Source organism: Pseudomonas mendocina (assembly GCA_037482215.1).
Classification (GTDB): domain Bacteria; phylum Pseudomonadota; class Gammaproteobacteria; order Pseudomonadales; family Pseudomonadaceae; genus Aquipseudomonas; species Aquipseudomonas mendocina_E.
The window spans coordinates 3,955,672-3,973,371 of sequence record CP148074.1 but is presented as its reverse complement, the minus strand read 5'-3'; the positions used below and the strand labels follow the sequence as shown (position 1 = coordinate 3,973,371).

The 17,700-nt window shown below is 56.1% G+C and carries 14 protein-coding genes; all 14 read left to right on the top strand.

Annotated elements, in window-relative coordinates; all coding sequences use genetic code 11:
* Positions 1 to 221: 221 nt before the first annotated feature.
* The 14 genes from glnE (at position 222) to WG219_18370 (ending at position 17,700) form a co-directional block, all read left to right on the top strand.
* Positions 222 to 3,161, top strand: coding sequence for a bifunctional [glutamate--ammonia ligase]-adenylyl-L-tyrosine phosphorylase/[glutamate--ammonia-ligase] adenylyltransferase (glnE, locus tag WG219_18435; protein WXL25258.1), 2,940 nt, complete (start codon positions 222 to 224; stop codon positions 3,159 to 3,161).
* A 64-nt stretch (positions 3,162 to 3,225) separates the two neighbouring features.
* The gene (gene ilvE, locus WG219_18430; protein WXL25257.1) at positions 3,226 to 4,158 is read left to right on the top strand and encodes a branched-chain-amino-acid transaminase; all 933 of its coding nucleotides are present in this window, start codon (positions 3,226 to 3,228) and stop codon (positions 4,156 to 4,158) included.
* Between the two features lie 95 nt (positions 4,159 to 4,253).
* A complete protein-coding gene (gene waaF / locus WG219_18425; GenBank protein WXL25256.1) occupies positions 4,254 to 5,288 on the top strand; it encodes a lipopolysaccharide heptosyltransferase II in 1,035 nt (344 codons plus the stop codon).
* Positions 5,289 to 6,290 (top strand): lipopolysaccharide heptosyltransferase I, encoded by a 1,002-nt coding sequence (gene waaC, locus WG219_18420; protein ID WXL25255.1) that lies wholly within the window; start codon positions 5,289 to 5,291, stop codon positions 6,288 to 6,290.
* Positions 6,290 to 7,411: a glycosyltransferase family 4 protein gene (locus tag WG219_18415; protein ID WXL25254.1), complete on the top strand. Its 1,122-nt coding sequence runs from the start codon at positions 6,290 to 6,292 to the stop codon at positions 7,409 to 7,411. Before waaC ends, WG219_18415 begins: the two co-directional genes overlap by 1 nt.
* Positions 7,408 to 8,214, top strand: coding sequence for a lipopolysaccharide core heptose(I) kinase RfaP (gene rfaP / locus WG219_18410; protein WXL25253.1), 807 nt, complete (start codon positions 7,408 to 7,410; stop codon positions 8,212 to 8,214). The genes WG219_18415 and rfaP overlap by 4 nt, the downstream gene beginning before the upstream one ends.
* Positions 8,215 to 8,298: 84 nt before the next feature.
* On the top strand, positions 8,299 to 9,033 hold the full coding sequence (locus WG219_18405) for a lipopolysaccharide kinase InaA family protein (GenBank protein WXL25252.1): 735 nt from the start codon (positions 8,299 to 8,301) through the stop codon (positions 9,031 to 9,033).
* Positions 9,030 to 9,776: a lipopolysaccharide kinase InaA family protein gene (locus WG219_18400; protein WXL25251.1), complete on the top strand. Its 747-nt coding sequence runs from the start codon at positions 9,030 to 9,032 to the stop codon at positions 9,774 to 9,776. Before WG219_18405 ends, WG219_18400 begins: the two co-directional genes overlap by 4 nt.
* Positions 9,773 to 11,245, top strand: coding sequence for a lipopolysaccharide kinase InaA family protein (locus WG219_18395; protein ID WXL25250.1), 1,473 nt, complete (start codon positions 9,773 to 9,775; stop codon positions 11,243 to 11,245). The genes WG219_18400 and WG219_18395 overlap by 4 nt, the downstream gene beginning before the upstream one ends.
* Before the next feature lie 14 nt (positions 11,246 to 11,259).
* On the top strand, positions 11,260 to 13,014 hold the full coding sequence (locus tag WG219_18390; protein WXL25249.1) for a carbamoyltransferase: 1,755 nt from the start codon (positions 11,260 to 11,262) through the stop codon (positions 13,012 to 13,014).
* Positions 13,001 to 14,122, top strand: coding sequence for a glycosyltransferase (locus tag WG219_18385; protein WXL25248.1), 1,122 nt, complete (start codon positions 13,001 to 13,003; stop codon positions 14,120 to 14,122). The genes WG219_18390 and WG219_18385 overlap by 14 nt, the downstream gene beginning before the upstream one ends.
* A gap of 655 nt (positions 14,123 to 14,777) precedes the next feature.
* Positions 14,778 to 15,668 carry a DUF6625 family protein gene (locus WG219_18380; GenBank protein WXL25247.1) on the top strand — a complete coding sequence of 297 codons (891 nt, stop codon included), beginning with the start codon at positions 14,778 to 14,780 and terminating at the stop codon, positions 15,666 to 15,668.
* Positions 15,668 to 16,819, top strand: a complete 1,152-nt coding sequence (locus tag WG219_18375) for a glycosyltransferase (protein WXL25246.1) — start codon at positions 15,668 to 15,670, stop codon at positions 16,817 to 16,819. The genes WG219_18380 and WG219_18375 overlap by 1 nt, the downstream gene beginning before the upstream one ends.
* Positions 16,816 to 17,700 (top strand): glycosyltransferase, encoded by an 885-nt coding sequence (locus tag WG219_18370; protein ID WXL25245.1) that lies wholly within the window; start codon positions 16,816 to 16,818, stop codon positions 17,698 to 17,700. The genes WG219_18375 and WG219_18370 overlap by 4 nt, the downstream gene beginning before the upstream one ends.

Below are 17,700 nucleotides of genomic sequence, written 5' to 3'. Positions count from 1 at the left end.
ACCGCAGCCAGCTTTGTGAGCGGCTGCGCAAATTATTGGGTTGGCCGGGTATAAGCGGCTAGTTGTAGTTTTACTACATTCCGACGCTAATTTCAGCCCTCTAGACACAAATGTGCGTAGTTACACTACATATTAATTTGCCAGTTCCAGGTAAACCGCATCAGTCGCGTCCCACTCTGAGGTGTGTCCTGGCTCTCGCAGAACGCTAAAAAGGATAGACCATGAGCCTGCCCGCGCTGGCCGCTTTACCTGCTGCGTTGCTCCCCCTTGTCGCCCGTGGCGAACAGTCTTTGCAGCAAGCATTTGCTGCTCATTCCATTGAAGCTGTGGAGCAGTTCGACAGCTGGCCGGAGCATCGTCGCGAAACCTTGCGACGAGTGGTTGCGGCCAGCGACTTTGTCCTTGAGCAGGCTCAGCGTGATCCACAAATGTTTCTGCAATTGGCGGCTGCTGGCGAACTGGAGGCCAGCCTGACCAGCGGTAGTTTGCGCACTCAGCTTGAGCAGATTTTGCAAGATTGTGAGGATGAAGATGAGCTCGGGCGGCGACTCCGGCGTTTCCGTAACCGCCAGCAGTTGCGCATCATCTGGCGCGATATCAGTCGCCAGGCTGATTTGGTGGAAACCTGTCGGGACTTGTCTGATCTGGCTGATGTCTGTGTCGATCTGGCCTACCACTGGCTGTATCAGCGCCTGTGTGCTCAAAGTGGAACGCCCATCGGCAACCGTAGCGGGCAGCCGCAGCACATGGTCATTCTGGGGATGGGCAAACTGGGGGCGCATGAACTCAACTTGTCCTCGGATATTGACCTGATCTTCGGCTATCCCGAAGGCGGCGAGACGGAGGGGGTCAAACGCTCGCTGGATAATCAGGAGTTTTTCACCCGGCTTGGTCAGAAGCTGATCAAAGCTCTGGATGTGATCACCGTAGACGGCTTTGTGTTCCGTACCGATATGCGCCTGCGGCCTTATGGCTCAGCCGGGCCTTTGGTCTACAGCTTTAATGCGCTGGAACAGTATTACCAAGATCAGGGGCGCGACTGGGAGCGCTACGCCATGATCAAGGCCCGTGTGGTCGGTGGTGATCAGGTTGCGGGGGCGCAGTTGCTGAATATGCTGCGGCCGTTCGTGTACCGGCGTTATCTGGACTTCTCTGCCATTGAAGCGCTGCGCTCGATGAAGCAGCTGATTCAACAGGAGGTGCGGCGCAAGGGCATGTCCGAGAACATCAAACTCGGCTCGGGCGGTATCCGTGAAGTGGAGTTTGTGGCGCAAGCGTTCCAGTTAATCCACGGCGGCCGCGACCTCAGCCTGCAACAGCGCTCGCTGTTTGTGGTGCTGCAAACCCTGGAGTACCAAGGTTATCTGCCGGAAGCGGTGACGGATGAGCTGCGCGAGGGTTATATCTTCCTGCGTTACGTTGAGCATGCGCTGCAAGCGATTGATGACCGCCAGACGCAAATGCTCCCCGAGGACGATCTGACCCGTGCCCGTGTGGCGTTCATTATGGGTTTCGACAGCTGGGAAGCCTTCCACGACAAGCTGATGTTCTGGCGTGGTCGGGTGGATTGGCATTTCCGTGGGGTGATTTCTGACCCGGACGAAGACGACGACTCTGAAGACATCGTGGGGGGCGAATGGCTGCCGCTCTGGGAAGACCGTCAGGAAGAGGACGACGCCTGCCGCCAACTTGAAGAAGCCGGGTTCCAGTCACCGCTATCCGCCTGGCAACGGTTGATGGGCCTGCGTAGCAGCGTGCAGGTGCGCACCATGCAGCGTCTGGGGCGTGAGCGTTTGGACGCGTTTATGCCGCGTCTGCTGGCGAAGATCGTCGAGCAGGATAATCCTGATCTGGTGCTTGAGCGGGTTTTGCCGCTGATCGAGGCCATTGCCCGACGTTCGGCTTATGTTGTACTGCTGACAGAAAACCCCAATGCCTTGCAGCGCCTGCTGACGCTGTGTGCGGCAAGCCCGTGGATTGCCGAGCAGATGGCGCGTTTCCCGCTGTTGCTCGACGAGCTGCTCAACGAAGGTCGTTTGTTCAAACCGCCATTGGCGCCAGAGTTGGCGGCACAGCTGCGTGAGCGGTTGATGCGTATTCCTGAGGAGGATCTGGAACAGCAGATGGAGGCCTTGCGCCACTTCAAGCTGGCCCATGGCCTGCGCGTTGCTGCTTCGGAAATCACCGGAACCTTGCCGTTGATGAAGGTGAGCGACTACCTGACCTGGTTGGCTGAGGCCATTCTGGATCAGGTGCTGGCGCTGTCATGGCGGCATATGGTGAGCAAATACGGCACGCCGCGCCGTGCCGATGGCAGTTTGTGCGATCCGGACTTCATCGTGATTGGCTACGGCAAGGTGGGCGGTATCGAACTGGGCCATGGTTCCGATCTGGATCTGGTGTTTATCCACGATGGTGATCCGCAGGCGGAGACCGATGGTGCCAAGTCCATCGACGGCGCGCAGTTCTTCAATCGCCTCGGCCAGCGCATCATTCATTTGCTGACCACCCAGACCAACTCCGGGCAGTTGTACGAAGTGGATATGCGTCTGCGTCCTTCCGGGGCTGCCGGGCTGTTGGTCAGTTCCCTCGGTGCGTTTGAGCGCTATCAACAAGGCGAGGCCTGGACCTGGGAACATCAGGCGCTGGTGCGGGCGCGGGTGTTGGTGGGGAGCGAGCGCGTGGGCAAAGCCTTTGAGGCCGTCAGGGCGCAGGTGCTCGGGCGTGAGCGCGATCTTGATAAGCTGCGAACGGAAGTCAGTGAGATGCGTGCCAAGATGCGCGATAACCTGGGTTCCAAGTCCACGGTGGCCGGTACGGCGAGTAATGCCTTTGACGCCAGTACCAGCTATGACCTCAAGCAGGACGCCGGTGGTATCGTCGATATCGAATTTATGGTGCAATACGCGGCTCTTGCCTGGTCGAATCAGTACCCGGAACTGCTGGAGTTCACTGATAACATCCGCATTCTGGAAGGGCTGGAACGAGTGGGTTTGCTGCCGGGTGAAGATGCCCGTCTGCTACAGGATATTTACAAAGCCTACCGTTCGGTGGCGCACCGCCAGGCGTTGCAGAAGCAACCTGGGGTGGTAAGCGGGGATCAGTTCGAGAGCGAGCGGCGCACGGTGATGCGCATCTGGCGGGAACTGGGCCTTAATTAAAGACTTTCGCGCTGGCCTGAAGCAGGCCAGTGAATCCAGTAATAAGAATTGAGGAGTAGGAACTATGTCGATAGCGTCTATGGCCGATCGTGACGGCGTGATCTGGTATGACGGCGAACTGGTGCAGTGGCGCGAGGCGACTACTCACGTACTGACTCACACCCTGCACTATGGCATGGGCGTGTTTGAGGGCGTGCGTGCTTACAACACGCCGCAAGGCACTGCGATTTTCCGTCTGGAAGCGCACACCGACCGTCTGTTCGACTCTGCCCACATCATGGGTATGAAGATTCCGTTCAGCAAAGAAGAAATCAACGAAGCGACCCGTGCTGCGGTGCGTGAGAATAACCTGGAAAGCGCTTACATCCGCCCGATGGTGTTCTACGGATCTGAAGCCATGGGCCTGCGCGCCACTGGCCTGAAAGTTCAGGTGATTGTGGCGGCATGGCACTGGGGTGCCTACATGGGCGACGAAGCCCTGAAAGTTGGCATCAAGGTGCGCACCAGCTCCTTCACCCGCCACCACGTCAACATCGCCATGACCCGTGCTAAGGCTAACGGCAACTACATCAACTCGATGTTGGCCCTGCAAGAAGCCATCTCCGGTGGTGCTGATGAAGCCATGCTGCTGGACCCGGAAGGCTATGTGGCAGAAGGTTCGGGCGAGAACATCTTCCTGGTGAAAAATGGCGTGATCTACACCCCGGAAGTCACCTCCTGCCTGAACGGTATCACCCGCAGCACCATCCTGACCCTGGCTGAAGAGCATGGTCTGAAGGTGGTTGAGAAGCGTATCACCCGTGACGAGGTGTACATTGCTGATGAAGCCTTCTTCACCGGTACTGCGGCTGAAGTGACGCCGATCCGTGAAGTCGACGGTCGTCAGATTGGCGCTGGTCGTCGTGGCCCGATTACTGAGAAGCTGCAAACCGCTTACTTTGATCTGGTTACCGGCAAGACCGACGCTCACGCTGAATGGCGTACGCTGGTCAAGTAAGGTCTAGCCTTTGCTGACGCGCTATTGGTTGCGCAAAAACTAATCTAAGTAACAACAAGGGGGCGCAAGCCTCCTTGGTCGTTTCTGGAAGTGGCATGAAAATACTGATCGTAGGCCCGAGTTGGGTGGGTGACATGGTGATGGCGCAGACACTGTTTCAGTGCCTGCAACAACGCCATCCCGGCTGCGAAATCGACGTGCTGGCGCCGGACTGGAGCCGCCCGATTCTTGAGCGTATGCCCGAGGTGCGTCAGGCGCTGAGCTTCCCGCTCGGGCATGGCGTGCTGGAGCTGGCCACGCGGCGCAAAATCGGCAAGAGCCTGGCCGGGCAATACGACCAAGCGATTTTGCTGCCTAACTCGCTGAAGTCTGCGCTGGTGCCGTTCTTCGCTGGCATTCCTAAACGCACCGGCTGGAAGGGCGAGCTGCGTTACGGCCTGCTCAACGACATCCGTGCGCTGGATAAAGAACGCTATCCGCTGATGATCGAGCGCTTTATGGCGCTGGCCTATGACGCCAACGCCGAGCTGCCCAAGCCGTATCCGCGCCCCAGCTTGCAAATTGATCCTGCCAGTCGCGTGGCCGCGCTGAGCAAGTTCGGTCTGACCTTGGATCGTCCGGTGCTGGCGCTGTGCCCCGGGGCTGAGTTTGGTGAAGCCAAACGCTGGCCGAGCGAGCATTACGCCAAGGTGGCGGAGCTGAAAATCCGCGAGGGTTGGCAGGTATGGCTGTTTGGTTCGAAGAATGATCACCCGGTCGGTGAGGACATTCGTGCCCGCCTGATTCCGGGGCTGCGCGAAGAGTCGTACAACTTGGCAGGGGAAACCAGTTTGGCGGAGGCGATTGATCTGCTGTCCTGCGCTGATGCAGTGGTGTCCAATGACTCCGGGTTGATGCATGTGGCGGCGGCGCTGAATCGTCCGCTGGTGGCCGTGTATGGTTCCACTTCGCCGGGCTTTACCCCGCCGTTAGCCGAGCAGGTAGAGGTGGTACGCCTTGGGCTTGAGTGCAGCCCGTGTTTTGAACGGACTTGCCGTTTCGGCCATTACAACTGCCTGGGGCAACTCAAGCCACGGGCGGTGATTGAGGCGCTGAGTCGTCTGGTTGTTGATCCGGTTGAGGTCCAATAGTTGCGCGTTTTACTGATCAAAACCTCCTCGCTTGGCGATGTGGTGCACACCCTCCCAGCACTGACTGACGCTGCCCGGGCCATTCCGGGGATTCAGTTCGACTGGGTGGTGGAAGAAGGCTTTGCGGAAATCCCAGCCTGGCATCCGGCGGTTGCCCAAGTGATACCGGTGGCGATTCGTCGCTGGCGTAAAAATATCTTCAAAACGCTGCTCTCCGGCGAGTGGGGGCGCTTCAAGCAGCGCCTGCGTGAACGCCGTTATGATCTGGTGATTGATGCTCAGGGCCTTCTCAAAAGCGCGCTGCTGACCCGCTATGTGTCGGCGCCAGTAGCTGGGTTGGATAAAAACTCGGCCCGGGAGCCTGCCGCCTGCCGTTTTTACGATCGGCATTATGCGGTGCCCAAAGAGCAACACGCACTGGAGCGCCTGCGTCAGTTGTTTGCTTTAGCGCTGGATTATCCGCTGCCGACTACTGTGGCGGATTACGGCCTCAACCGGGCCCAGATGGCTGCTGGTGGGCAGGAGCCGTATCTGTTGTTCCTGCATGGCACGACTTGGCCGAGCAAACATTGGCCGGAAGAAAACTGGCGTGAGCTGGCCGAAACCATGAGTGAGCAGGGCTGGGGGATTCGTCTGCCGTGGGGCAGTGAGGCTGAGAAGGCCCGCGCTGAACGCATCGCTGCTGGCATCCCGAATGCCGTGGTGTTGCCTAAGCTGAATCTGGCTGGCGTAGCTAAGGTAATCGCTGGTGCCCGCGCCTGCGTGGCGGTGGATACCGGTTTGGGGCATCTGGCGGCAGCGCTGGATGTGCCGAGTATTTCGCTGTACGGGCCGACCTTGCCGGGCCGCGTGGGCGCTTACGGGCGTTCGCAAATTCATTTGTGTGCCACCGGGCCGAATGCCGGTCTGGGGGATCGCAACAAACCTTGTTTTGAGAGCCTGCCGGCCCAACGTGTAGCTACTGAGTTGCAAGCGTTGCTGTTGGCAGAGGGCGTTATCTGATGCAGTTGGCTTTTATCCTCTATAAGTACTTCCCTTTTGGCGGCTTGCAGCGCGACTTTATGCGTATCGCATTGGAGTGCCAGGCGCGCGGGCATGCCATTCGGGTCTACACACCGATCTGGGAAGGTGAGGTACCGGAGGGCTTTGATGTGGTAGTGGTGCCGGTCAAGGCGCTGTTCAACCACAAGCGCAACGAGAAGCTGACCGCTTGGGTTGAGGCTGATCTGGCCAAGCGCCCGGTGGATCGGGTGATCGGCTTTAACAAAATGCCGGGGCTGGATGTGTATTACGCGGCGGATGGCTGCTACGAAGACAAAGCCCAGACACTGCGCAACCCGCTGTACAAGCTGGGCGGGCGCTACAAGCACTTTGCCGACTACGAGCGTGCGGTATTTGCGCCGGAATCCAAAACCGAGATTCTGATGATTTCGGAAGTGCAGCAGCCGCTGTTTATCAAGCATTACCACACGCCGCTTGAGCGCTTTCATCTGCTGCCACCGGGCATCGCTTTGGATCGCCGGGCACCGGCCAATGCGGCTGAGATTCGGGCTGAATTCCGTCGTGAATTCAAACTGGCAGAGGATGATCTGTTGTTGGTGCAGATCGGCTCTGGCTTTAAGACCAAGGGGCTGGATCGCAGCCTGAAAGCAGTGGCTGCGCTGCCGTCTGATCTGAAAAAACGCACTCGCCTGATTGCCATTGGTGCGGACGATCCTCGTGCCTTCAAGCTGCAAGCCAAGGCGCTGGGCATTTCCGGGCAGGTGGATATCCTCAAAGGTCGCAGCGATATTCCGCGCTTCCTGCTGGGGGCTGACCTGCTGATTCACCCGGCTTACAACGAGAACACCGGCACTGTGTTGCTGGAGGCACTGGTGGCTGGGCTGCCGGTGTTGGTAACGGACGTGTGCGGCTACGCCCACTACATCGCCGAAGCGGATGCCGGGCGCGTGCTGCAAAGTCCGTTTGAGCAGGGCAAGCTGGATGCTCTGCTGGCTGAGATGTTGTCTGATTCGGCCCAGCGGCAGCAGTGGTCTCGCAACGGTCTGGCTTATGCTGAAAAAGCTGACCTGTATTCGATGCCGCAGCACGCGGCTGACATCATTCTGGCGACAAAACCATGAAGCTCGAACTGGCACAACCCTTTGCCAGCCTCTGGGCTGGGCGTGATCCCTTCGAAGCCGTAGAGGCCCTGCAAGGGCAGGTGTACCGCGAGCTGGAAGGCCGGCGCACGCTGCGCACCGAAGTGGATGGGCGCGGCTACTTCGTCAAAATCCACCGGGGTATTGGCTGGGGCGAGATCGTCAAGAACCTGCTCACCGCTAAACTGCCGGTACTGGGTGCCGCGCAGGAGTGGCAGGCCATTGAGCGCCTGACTCAGGCCGGTATCCCGACCATGACTGCGGTCGCGTTTGGGGAGCGGGGGAGCAATCCCGCGGCCCAGCACTCTTTTATCATCACGGAAGAGTTGGCGCCGACGACCGATCTGGAACAGCTGAGCCTGAATTGGGCAAAGCAGCCGCCTGAGCCGCGTTTGAAGTGGGCGCTTATCCGCCGTGTGGCGGAAATGGTAGGCGGCATGCACCGAGCGGGGGTAAACCACCGGGACTGCTATATCTGCCACTTTTTGCTGCACACGGATAAGCCTGTAAGTCCTGATGAGCTGCATTTGTCCGTGATTGACCTGCACCGTGCTCAGGTGCGCGATAAAACCCCAATCCGTTGGCGCAATAAGGATTTAGCGGCGCTGTACTTCTCTGTGCTGGATATCGGGCTCACCAAGCGCGACACGATGCGCTTTCTGCGTCACTACTTTCAGCAGCCTTTGCGGCAAGTGTTAACGGAAGAACAGGCCTTGCTGAAAAGGCTGCAACATAAAGCAAGCAAACTATATGAACGCAAGCAGCGCTACGGAGATGCGCTGTAAGCGGGGTTTAATTTGATTTTTAAGGCGAGTCGGAGCACATACGTTGTGTCTGGCTGCTTTCTTTAAGTGCGAATGGAGAGGTTGATGTCACATTGGCGGCTGGAGCTCGAATACGCCAGTTTGCAACAGGTGTTCGGAAGTCTTGATGATGTGTTTGCACTGCAAGGCAAGCGGCTGACCTGGGATCCGCTCTCTGAGGTGATTCTGGTTGAGTTCGGTGGCGTGCGTTATTACGTCAAGCGCTACTGGGGCGGCGGTAAAGGTCTGCGGCGTTTTATAGGGCGTCCGCGGGTTAAGGCTGAGTGGCAGAATCTTAAGAACTTTGTTAAGTGGGGGGTGCCGACCGCACCGATTGTCGGCTATGGCATGGAGCGGCGCTTCGGCTCATTTCACCGCGGTGCACTGATTACTCGAGAGTTGGTTAATACCCAGGATATGGCGTATATCGCCGACCATAATGACCCGCGCTTAGCGGATTCTGCATGGGTGCAAACCGTCAGTCTGCAACTGGCGAAGGCGACGCGTACTCTTCATGATCATCACTTTGCTCATAATGATTTGAAGTGGCGTAATTTGCTGGTCAATGATCGGGCTGAGCTATTTCTGATCGACTGCCCTACGGGGGCTTTCTGGTTTGGACCGTTTCTACACTACCGAATCATCAAGGATTTGGCGTGTCTGGATAAGGTAGCCAAATATCGGTTGAGCCGTACACAGCGGTTGCGCTTTTACCTGCAATATCAGCGCAGCCAGCGGTTGGATGCGCAGCAGAAAAAACAAATCCGCCGTATTGTCGGATTTTTTGAGGGTAGAGAATGAGTGATTTTCTGGCCGCTGCCGATCGTGAGCTGTTGCAGCAGCATGGTCTGACCGATTTCGATGCCTTATGGGCATTGAAGTTGGAGGCCGTCGACGAGCCAAACACCGAGCGTGGCGGCTGGAGTAGTGTGTATCGCTTGGATCTGGGCGATGCGGCTTACTACCTGAAGCGGCAGAGCAATCACTTGACCCGTAGTTTGTTGCATCCGCTGGGGGAACCGACTTTTGCCCGTGAGTTTCGCAATATCCAGCGTTATGCGCAGATGGGTATCCCGGCACTTGAGGCTGCCTTTTTCGCTCAGCGAAAAGTGGCGAGTGAGCGTCGTGCCATTCTGCTGACCCGCGCGCTAGATGGCTGGCAGGATCTGGATGCCTGGCTGCCCCAGTGGATGAGTCTTGAGCCTGCTCGTCGTGAGGCGATTCTCAAAGCCTGTGGTGCGCTGGCGCGTCAGCTGCATAAAGCCGGACAGATGCATGGCTGTTTCTACCCGAAGCACATCTTTCTGCGTGAAGTGGCTGATGGTTTTGAAGCGCGCCTGATTGATCTGGAAAAGACCCGGCCGCTGCTGTTTGGTCGTCGTGATCGGATCAAGGACATTGAGCCGCTTTTACGCCGAGCGTCTGTGTGGAGTGTGGATGACTTGAAGCATTTTCTCGCAGCCTACCTTGGCAATGAGGGCGATGTTGAGTCGTGGGCGAGCCAGTTGGGGGCTCGTCGCCGGAATAAGGAGTCGCGTCGATGAAATTGGCCGATCTGGCTGGAGCTGGCCGCACTCCTGTACTGCCTTTGCAACTTGAACTGGCCGATGCTGCGGGTATTTCCGAACTGACAATTGAGCGTTGGTTACGTGTATTACCGGGCCAGCGATATGTCGGCCAGGCAACGTGGCGGGGGCGTAGGGTACTGGCCAAGCTGCTGGTCGGCAGCAAGGCGGCACGGCATTTCCAGCGTGAGCTGGAGGGTGCACGTTTGCTCGCTGAGCAGCAGTTAATAACACCGCTGTTGGTAGCCGATGGTCTGCGCGAAGGCGAGGGTGGCTGGCTGCTGTTCGATTATCTCGATGGTGCGGAAAGCCTGTGGGATGCCTGGCGTGCGGTCGAGACTGAGCCGCAGCTCAGTGATGCGCAGCAGGCCGTCCTGGGGGAGGCGCTGGCTGCAATCGCCACGATGCACAGCAAGGGCTTGTGGCAGTCGGATTTGCACCTGGACAACCTGATGCGTCACAACGGTCAACTCTTCGTTATTGATGGCGGAGGCGTTGAAGTGGAAGTGGCTGGTAAGCCGTTGTCCAGAGACAAGGTGCTGAGCAATTTGGGGGTGTTTTTTGCGCAGTTGCCCGCCGAGCTGACGCCGTGGACTGAGGAGTTGCTGGTTCACTATTTGCTGGCCAATGGCGAACATGCCCTGCCGCTTGAGGCGCTGCTGAAAGAAGTCGGAAAAGTTCGTAAGTGGCGTTTGCGTGACTATCTACGCAAGATTGCCCGCGATTGCACGCTGTTCGCGGCAAAGATCGGGGCTTTTGGGCTTCAGGTCGTGCGCCGGGAAGACGAAAGCACGTTGCAGCCACTGCTCAATAACCTTGATCTGCTGACTGATCAGGGCCACGTCTATAAGACCGGAGGTGCCGCGACGGTCGCCAAGGTGCAACTGCAAGGCCGCCCGCTGGTGGTCAAACGCTATAACGTTAAAGGTGTGCTGCACTGGCTTAAACGCTTCTGGCGTCCTAGCCGCGCCTGGCACAGCTGGGTCGAAGGGCATCGCTTGCAACTGCTGGGCATTGCCACGCCTGAGCTGCTGGCGGTGGTTGAGCGGCGCTGGTGCTGGTTGCGCGGTCGTGCCTACCTGATTACCGAATACTGCGGCGGGCAGGATATAATCGAGCGTTTTCAGCCTTATACACTCAAGGATGCAGTCGTTTTACCCCCAGAATCGGAGTTGTTGGCGCTTGATCGACTGTTTGCGGCTTTGCTCAGAGAGCGTATTAGCCACGGCGATCTTAAAGGTCATAACGTCATCTGGGACGAGCAGTTGGCGCGCTGGTCATTGATAGATCTAGACGCCATGCAACAACACCACAGCGCGAGCGGTTTTGCTAAGGCTTATGCCCGCGACCGCGCACGCTTTTTGCGCAACTGGCCGGCTGACTCAGCCCTGCATCAGTTGCTGGATCAACGTATACCGTCGGCTCCCGAAGCCGGTGAGCCTGTTTAAATGAGGTTAGACCTGTGGCATTGACGATTCTCGGCCTTTCCGGCGCGCTCAGCCATGACCCTTCCGCCGCGTTGTATATCGACGGAAAACTGATTGCCGCTGCTGAAGAAGAGCGTTTTGTACGCGACAAGCACGCAAAGAACCGCATGCCTTACGAGTCAGCCAAGTTCTGCCTTGAGCAGGCGGGTATCAAGCCGTCCGATGTTGATGTCGTGGCGATTCCGTTCGCACCAATCAGCCTGTTCGGTAAGGCTCGTTGGCACTACGCCAAGCGTTACTGGTATGCGCCGGATCGTTCCCTTGACGCGATCCTGATGGGCAACCGCCGTTATAAGCGCTACCGCAACAAGATCGTCTGGTGCCTGGAACAACTGGGTTTCGACACCAAGAAGGTCAAAATCGAGCCAGTCGAACACCATCTGGCCCACGCCTCCAGCGCCTATCACTGCTCGGGTTTCACCGAGAAGACGGCGATCATGGGCATCGACGGTAAGGGTGAGTACGCCACGACCTTCTTTGGCTATGGCGAAAACGGCAAGATCCACAAGATCAAAGAGTTCTACGATCCGGATTCCCTAGGCGGCTTGTACGGTGCGATCACTGAGTTCCTTGGCTTTGAAATGCTCGATGGCGAATTCAAAGTGATGGGCATGGCGCCCTACGGTGACGCCAGCAAGTACGACTTCTCCCGCCTGGCCAAATTTGAAAACGGCGAACTGGTGATTAACACTGACTACGCCAACGTCATCGGTCTGCGCCGCTACAAAGAGAAGGGGAAAGGCTACTACTTCTCGCCCAAGCTGATCGAGTGGCTGGGGCCGAAGCGTGAAGGCGATATCGCTGATGACCCGTACATCCACTACGCCGCCAGCATGCAAGCGTTGTTCGAGAAATTGGCGCTGGAAATGATGGATTACTACCTGGGTGACATCATCAAACAGACCGGCAAGATCGCTTTCGCTGGTGGCTGTGCGCTGAACGTCAAGCTGAACCAGAAGATCATCGCCCGCGACGAAGTTAAGGAGCTGTTCGTCCAGCCTGCTTCCGGCGACGCCGGTACTGCAGTAGGTGCGGCTGCCTATGTTTCTCACCAGCGCGGTGTGCCGGTGGAGAAGATGGAGCACGTTTACCTCGGCCCGTCTTACAGCAATGAAGATGTGATTGCGGCCTGTGCTCGCCACCCGAGCAAGCCGGTGTGGAAGAAGATCGACAATATGCCGCAACGCATCGCCAAGATTATGGTCGATGGCAATCCTGTGGCTTGGTTCCAGGGCCGTATGGAGTTCGGTCCGCGTGCACTGGGTGGCCGTTCGATTATTGGTTGCCCGAGTGTGCCCGGTGTTGCTGACCGTATTAATGAGCAGATCAAGTTCCGTGAGCGTTGGAGGCCTTTCTGCCCGTCGATGTTGGATACCGTTGGTCCGCAGATGCTCAAGGTGGATCACCCGAGCCCATTCATGACCTTCACCTTTGAAGTGAATGAAGAGTGGAAAACCCGTGTCGGCGAAGTGGTCCACGAAGACGGCACGTCCCGTGCTCAAGTACTCAAGCGGGAATACAACCCGCGTTATTACGACATGATGCTGGAGCTGGAGAAGCTGACCGGCAACGGCGTGTCACTCAACACGTCGCTTAACCGTCGTGGCGAACCGATGATTTGCTCGCCTACCGATGCTTTGAACATGTTCTATGGCTCGGATCTGCAGTACCTGATCATGGAGGACATTCTGGTGGTTAAGGATGGCAAGGACTGGTATGACAGCATCTGATTCAACGGGGCGTGATCTTTGGGTTTTGCAGTTCTGTCATGGATATGATGGCCCGTTTCTGGGTTGCGCTCGTCAGTACGCAGCCCTGTTTTCCGGGACTGCGTACAAGGTGTGTACCGTCTACCTGACCGGTAAACCAAGTGCTGAGGTTGAACAGGGTTCGGCCTCGGATGAGGTTGTTTTTCTTGATTACTCTAGCCGTCAGGTGCGCGGTCTAAAATTAGGAGCAATTCGTGATTTAAAGCGGATTGTTGCAACGCGCAACTTCAAATTGTGCATTGCCCACCGCTTTAAGCCGATTTATGTCGCCCTGCTGGGGAGTGACCTTCCGGTATTGGGGATTCATCACGCATTCGGTGACTATCGACGCCGTTCGCGGCAGCTGTTCGCTAACTTCTTCCGCAAGCGTCTTAGTTTGATCGGTGTCTCCGATGCGGTGCGCGATGATATGCGCGACTGCCTGCCGCAGTGGCCTGCTGAACGTATTCAGACCCTCTATAACCGCATTGATGTTGCTGCCGTTCAGGCTGAGCAGGTTAGCCGCGTGCAGGCCCGGGAGCATCTCGGGCTGCCGCAAGATGCTTGGGTAGTCGGTAACGTAGGGCGTTTGCACCCTGATAAGGATCAGGCCACCCTGATTCGTGGTTTCGCTCAAGCCCTACCGCAACTGCCAGTTGGTAGCCTGCTGGCCATCATGGGAAGCGGCAGACTTGAGGGCAAGCTCAAGGCGCTTGCCCAAGAACTGGCTGTAGCTGATCACGTCCGCTTCCTCGGGCAGGTTCCGCAAGGGCGCTGCTACTTCAGGGCATTTGATGTATTTGTCTTGAGCTCTGACCACGAGCCGTTCGGTATGGTGCTGCTTGAAGCAATGGCTGCCGGAGTGCCGGTGATCGGCACGGATTGCGGCGGCGGGCGTGAGGTGGTGCAGGGAGTTGGGCAACTGTTCCCTCTTGCGGATGCTAACAAGCTGTCGTTCTGCTTGATTCAGCAAAGTGCTAAGCCGCTTACTGATTCGTCACTATTCGAGTCTCACTTAGCGGAGCGATTTAGTGACGAGGCGGCTCAGCGCGTATTCTGGAATTTGGCATTTGTTCGCAATTTCCAATAAGTTTGGTTTTGCATAGTGGCGCTTGTCACTTTCGATCATTATCTTTTCGCGCTGTTCTGGGTTGAGAGCTGGTTAGTCTATGTGGCTGAAGCCGTGAGCTCAGTCTGCTATTTAAAGGAGCTGTCGGTCAGGTTGGTTCGCTTTAGGGCGGCACCTTTGGGGCGCAGAAAATTGAATCTGAAGTAGCTTTCTTGAGATGCAAGCTGGGTTTACGAGCGTGCTCTGTCGCTATGACTCGAGCTTCGATTCTGCCAAGAATCGTCTTGGTGGGTTAATCGGAGAAACAGAGTGACAGTAGGTCTGTGGATTGGTTGAGTGCGAATCATCCATATTGTCCTAAGATCAATCTCGCATGCGATCGTGATTGCGTGTAGCCCAGTGCTCTACTTATTGGTCATCGATAAGTGTTTGGGGCTATTAGTAAAACTGAGGGTGTGGCTGCGTGGGGCATGGAGCCAGAGCACAGTGTCAGCAAAGGTGGGAGCGATCAAATGCCATGTGTTGAGTCGTTTGCTTAGGTGCGGCTCACATCGCTCTGGGGCTGACTTAGGCCGCCCTGCTCTTGCTAGTGATATACAGGATGGCGGTTGAGCGTGGCTGAGAATATCGACCCAACTCGCTGAGCGTCTATAAGTAAAACATTTTGGATCATGCAATGAATGGAGTAAGCGCTTCACCTAGTATTTGTTTGGTGATGCCGTATTTTGGCAAATGGCCATTCTGGATGCCGTTTTTTCTCCAGAGTTGCCGCTTCAATCCGACGGTGAACTGGGTGTTCTATAGCGACTGTGAGGAGCTAGAGGACTGTCCGGAAAATGTGCGTTTGGTCAGGATGAGCTTTTCAGAGTACTGTGCGTTGGTTTCCCAGAAGCTAGGCGCAGATTTTCGTCCTGACAGAGCGTATAAGCTGTGTGATATCCGTCCGGCGTTTGGCCTGATTCATCAGGATGATCTGCAAGGGTATGACTTTTGGGGATTTGGAGATATTGACCTCATATATGGTGATATTCGAGCCTATTTCACGGATGAGCGTTTGAGTCGCTACGATCTGTATTCAACTCATGCACGCCGGGTTTCGGGTCACCTCTGTCTCATACGCAATAATGCCCGTATGCGCGAGGCCTTCAAGCAGATCCCCAAGTGGAAAGAGCGCTTCTGTGATCCTAAGCATCAGGCTTTGGACGAGGGTGCGTTTACGCGTTTATTCCTGCGTAACAAGAATCTGCCGGATGTGATGCAGAAAATTATTGGCACCCTATTTAACCCTTTTTATCGTCGTAGTGAGTTTGTCGAGGCTTTTAGCACGCCTTGCGCGCGGATTAGCTGGCATGATGGCAGTCGCGCCTTTCCCGAGAAGTGGTACTGGCGGACAGGTAAGCTCACTAATAATCGTGATGGTGTCCGCGAGTTTCCTTACTTTCACTTTATCGTCTGGAAGCAGGAAGCCTGGAAGAAGGTGCCTCAAGCGGAGTTGGACGCATCAGCTACTTTGGCTAAAAGCCACGCTTGGTCTGTAAGTCCCCAAGGTTTCGAGTGTGAGAAATAATGCTTAGGCGTACCAAGGTTCTACAGCTACAGCCCGACTACAATGTCAAAACTCATGATTTTGCTGACTTAGCAGAGCAAATAATCAAGGCTCTGCCAGGGGACCGCTACGAGACTGTGGCGGCCTTTCTGCGCGGTAAGCCTGGCCCTAGCGAACCGGTCAGTAAAGCAGATCGTTCCGTATATTTTGAGTTCAGTGATAAACAGCTTAAGGGTATGCGCTTGCGTGCCTTGTGGCGGCTTTACCGCTTTTGCCGTGAAGAGCAGTTCGATGTGGTCATCTGCAACCGCTTTAAACCCGTCAATATGCTGCTGCAGCTCAACCGTTGGCTGAAGGTGCCCCTCTGTATTGGCATTTCACACGGCTTTGGTGAGTATGACCGCTATTACAGGCGCAGTCAGGCTAAGCGCCTAATTGACAAAGCATGGCGTTTTGTCGGTGTGTCGCCAGCAGTGAAGCAATACTTGTTGGATTGCAAATGCGGCTTTACAGATGCCAATACAGTTGCAATTACCAACGCCATTGATATCGAGCAGGCCTCAGCTCTGCAACATTCGCGTGAAGAGGCTCGCCGCTTGCTTGGGTTGCCGACTGATGTGCGTATGGTCGGAGCGCTGGGGCGGCTGGTGCGTGTTAAAGGGCACACTTACCTTCTGCAAGCTTTTGCTAAGGTCAAGGACCGTTATCCACAAGTCCATCTTGCCATTATCGGAAAGGGGCGCGAAGAGCTGCCGCTACTTGAAGAGGCGCGTCGATTGGGACTTGAGGAACGTGTACATATGCTGGGCTTTCGTGAGAATGCACTGCAGTATGTCCGTGCATTTGATGTGTGGACTATGCCCTCACTGGCGGAGGGCTTGGGGCTGGCTTTGCTTGAAGGTATGAGTGGGCACTTGCCTGTTATTGCTTCAAACGTACCCGCAATGTTGCCGTTGATCGAAGGGGCGGGTGGTATTGCCGTTGCGCCGAAAGATGTAGACGGACTGGCTGCTGCTTTGGATTCCTACTTGCAGCTGAGTGACGAGCAGTTACGCAGCAAGGGCGAGCAAGCCTACAACTACCTGTGCACCAATCACGATATTGAAACATTCCGAGAGCAATACCTGCTGTTGATTGAACGCTCTCTAAAAGAAGTGGGGCGCTCGATATGACCCAGTCAATGCCTTTGGTTAGCGTAATCATCGCTTCCTATAACCACGCCCCCTACATCGAGCAGTGCATCATTAGTGTGGTGCAGCAAACGTACGAGCATGTTGAGTTGTTGGTGGTCGATGATGGCTCGACGGATGACAGTGTAGAGCGCATTCAGCGCTTGCAGGCTGTGTATGGTTTCGACTTTCAGGTTCAGAAAAATCAGGGTTTGACGCGAACCCTGAATTCGGCGATCGCTCGAAGCAAGGGATCTCTGATTGTGCCCTTCGGTTCTGATGATGTGATGCTGCCAGAACGCTTGGCCAAGCAGGTTGCTTACATGCAGGGCAAGCCGGAGGTTGGTATATGTGCCGGCAATATCGAGTTGATTGACTCCAATGGCGAGCTTTTTCCAGAGCACCGGCAGCGGCGTGATGTGCCGTTTCGGCGTATGGACTTCGATGATGTCTTTATGGAGCGTAAGCCCTACGCACCAGCTACTACACTGATGATTCGCAAGGAAGCTTTAGAGAAAGTTGGGGGGTTCGATCCCGAAATTCGTCTAGAGGATCTGGCTATCGAGCTGAAAATTACCCATGCAGGCTACTTCATTGATTGCCTAGGGGAGGTTTTGGCCCAGTATCGTAAGCACGCGACTAACTCTTACAAAAATCACCGATTCATGATCGACAGCATACTTGGGATATACGCTCAATATCAGCAGCACCCGCAGTATGAATCCGTCCGCATGCGTTTTTTGAATTCGATGTTTCTCAAAGTGTCGAACCGTGATCATGAGCTCGCTAGAGAGTTGTTGCGGCAGATACCTCTACGACATTGGACTAAGAAAACCTGGCGAGGCTTGATGCGGTTGTATTTTTCTCCGATAGAGAAGGCCTGA

Excerpts from the sequence above, each read along its gene's own strand:
- WG219_18375 (WXL25246.1), top strand. The coding sequence starts at position 15,668 with ATGCTTAGGCGTACCAAGGTTCTACAGCTACAGCCCGACTACAATGTC.
- rfaP (WXL25253.1), top strand. The coding sequence starts at position 7,408 with ATGAAGCTCGAACTGGCACAACCCTTTGCCAGCCTCTGGGCTGGGCGT.
- WG219_18370 (WXL25245.1), top strand. The coding sequence starts at position 16,816 with ATGACCCAGTCAATGCCTTTGGTTAGCGTAATCATCGCTTCCTATAAC.
- WG219_18405 (WXL25252.1), top strand. The coding sequence starts at position 8,299 with ATGTCACATTGGCGGCTGGAGCTCGAATACGCCAGTTTGCAACAGGTG.
- glnE (WXL25258.1), top strand. The coding sequence starts at position 222 with ATGAGCCTGCCCGCGCTGGCCGCTTTACCTGCTGCGTTGCTCCCCCTT.
- WG219_18385 (WXL25248.1), top strand. The coding sequence starts at position 13,001 with ATGACAGCATCTGATTCAACGGGGCGTGATCTTTGGGTTTTGCAGTTC.
- waaF (WXL25256.1), top strand. The coding sequence starts at position 4,254 with ATGAAAATACTGATCGTAGGCCCGAGTTGGGTGGGTGACATGGTGATG.
- ilvE (WXL25257.1), top strand. The coding sequence starts at position 3,226 with ATGTCGATAGCGTCTATGGCCGATCGTGACGGCGTGATCTGGTATGAC.
- WG219_18395 (WXL25250.1), top strand. The coding sequence starts at position 9,773 with ATGAAATTGGCCGATCTGGCTGGAGCTGGCCGCACTCCTGTACTGCCT.
- WG219_18400 (WXL25251.1), top strand. The coding sequence starts at position 9,030 with ATGAGTGATTTTCTGGCCGCTGCCGATCGTGAGCTGTTGCAGCAGCAT.
- WG219_18415 (WXL25254.1), top strand. The coding sequence starts at position 6,290 with ATGCAGTTGGCTTTTATCCTCTATAAGTACTTCCCTTTTGGCGGCTTG.
- WG219_18380 (WXL25247.1), top strand. The coding sequence starts at position 14,778 with ATGAATGGAGTAAGCGCTTCACCTAGTATTTGTTTGGTGATGCCGTAT.